Source organism: Acinetobacter sp. ANC 4636, assembly GCF_054454555.1.
In genome coordinates, this window is the sequence record NZ_JBTKVD010000035.1 from 1 (window position 1) to 2,437 (window position 2,437).

1 protein-coding gene is annotated in these 2,437 nt (G+C 41.3%); it reads right to left on the reverse strand.

Translation table 11 applies throughout. The annotated features are described in order from the left end of the window. The coding region (locus ACX1N5_RS15615; RefSeq protein ID WP_458803547.1) for a TonB-dependent receptor at positions 1 to 2,339 on the reverse strand (2,339 nt) is incomplete at its 3' end. Positions 2,340 to 2,437: the final 98 nt, after the last annotated feature.

The following is a 2,437-nucleotide window of genomic DNA, read 5'->3' on the forward strand; positions in this document are numbered from 1 at the left end:
TCAGGAAATGGATGATATAAAAAATATTTAGAATTATTTAAATTATCAATCCCTGCAGCCGCACTCCAATTACGATTTAAGTGATAACTGGTACGAACATCCATAACAAAAAATGGTTGAAAGCCCTGATAAGTTTTAGGGGACGTATCAGTATTGTCTACCGTTGCATATTGTCGACCAATATATCTTCCTGCCGTTGTAAAACTCCATTCAGGGCTAATGTGATAGGTTCCAACCAATGTGGCACGCCAAGCTGGAACGTATGGGGTATGTTTACCCACCGAAGTTGCACCCGCAATCGTTGGAACATAACTACTGTTTTCCAAAATTGTGGCATCAACATAACTGATACTTCCAGACAAGTCTAAGCGATCAATAAGTGCATTCTGTTTTGCCGCAGTAAATTCAATCCCCCGTTGACGGGTTTTATCTACATTTTGGGTATATGAAACAGGCGTTGCATAACCTGAAATCATTGCAGTTTGTGAAATCAAAGCATCTTTGACACGCTCCTGAAAAACAGATAAACGCATTGAGCTATCATCTGTTTCGCGAGCAAGAGCTAACTCATGTGAAAGTACATTTTCAGGCTTTAAATTTGGGTTGGCTTGCGTATAGGTTGTACCAGTTTGTACATTTTGATAAAGCTCTCCAACCGTTGGGAAACGTAGCGCTTTGCCAGATGAAGCTGTCAGTGTCCAGTTCGGTGCAAATGACCATGCTACAGAGGCTTTAGGTGAAAAGCCTGTTTTGTCTTCATTGGGTTGATTGACCGAAAAGAGTTTACTGTTTGCTGTAGACAAGTTATATCCATTGGTTGCTTGCCAGTCTTCATAGCGCCCCCCGATTGTCGCTTTAACTTTCGGGGTAATCATCCAGACGTCTTGTAGCCATGCAGCTGTGGTTTGAGTTTTGCCCTGAGAAGCACTGGTTAATGCATCTTTTGAGCCAAGCCAATCACTGGCACTATAGGTCTGACTATCTAGCCGATACCAGTCCCCATGTAAACCAGCACTTAAGGTATGGTTTGATAAACTGTCATTCTGGAAGTGATATGAGCTTTTTAAATCAAGAGTTGACCAACCTGTACCACTGGCATCGGTGATTTGCCCTGGCCCACCTGATTGTGAAGTTGCATAAGGACCATTAGAAAGACGGGTTAAATCTTTTAAATAATCAAAATGACTGGCAACAACTTCCCAATTCAACCCATCTGAATGATTGCTTTTAAGGGTCAAACTTTGCATTAAATGCTGTTGAGAGACGTCATTTCGGGAAAATTGTCCTGCAATCATACTGGCATTGTATGCATATCCTCCAATATTTACTTTACCAGAGGTCGCTCCATAATATGCCGATTGATCAGCAGCACTGGTCAAATAGCTAATTGGATGGGCATCGGCATCATTTCTCCAAAAACCAATCATGTAATTGGCGCTTAAGCTTGGGCTAAAATCATAAGCCAGTTTTAATTTGACATTATCCTGAATGGTGTGGGTAATATTTCCTGCACCTAAAATCTGAATTGGGCTTCCAGTCCGATTTTCCCCTGCAATTGCTCCATTAATCACAGGTTGAGTGGTTGCATGAGTTGTTGATTGGCTCGTTGTCGCAAAAGTGAGTGGTTGACTTGAGCTATCTAAATGATTGGCACTCAACCACCAAGAAAAATTACTATTACGGTCACCCAGTGTGGTACTCAGCTCACCAGAACCAAAATGATCTTTGGTGTCATACAACTTAAAATCTTGAATCGCACCACGCATGGTTGCCGTTGCTTCAAAGTGATCAGGCATTCGTGTGACAATATCAATGACTGCCCCGTATGAGTTGCCTGCATAAGCAGCAGAATAAGGTCCATATAAGACATTAATTTGGCTAATTTCTTCAGGTGATACCATGAACCACTGTGGTGAGCCATTGCCGTTATTATTATTAATTAAGGTTGATAACAATACGCCATCCGCAAAAATCAAGCTACGTGCACTAGCATTAACGCCTGTTGTACGGGTTGCTATCGGTGCTTGAGTATCGCCAATGTAACGTTTTCTAACCAGAAGATCAGGTAAATATTTCACCATGTCCTCTGTATTCATGACATTGGTTGTGGTTTCGGACTCTTTTTTGGTCACTGTTGCCACACTTGCAGGAAAACTTTTTACTGTTTCCGAGTCAGAATGCACGCCTTTTTTATGCGCGGATGCACGCACAACAATGGTAGGAAGATCATTCTCAGTCTTTGATGATGTTGAATTTGCTTGTTGATCTGTAGACTCTGCCATGACAGTAGATGCTGTCATACAAGCAAGGGTTAATGCTGTTAAACGAAATAGTGGCATTGATGTGCTTAAAGGCAAGCAAAGCATATATATCTTCCATAAAAATATTTATAGCTATCCGCACCATGACGAAATGAAAAATTGAGAGACAAAAAAGT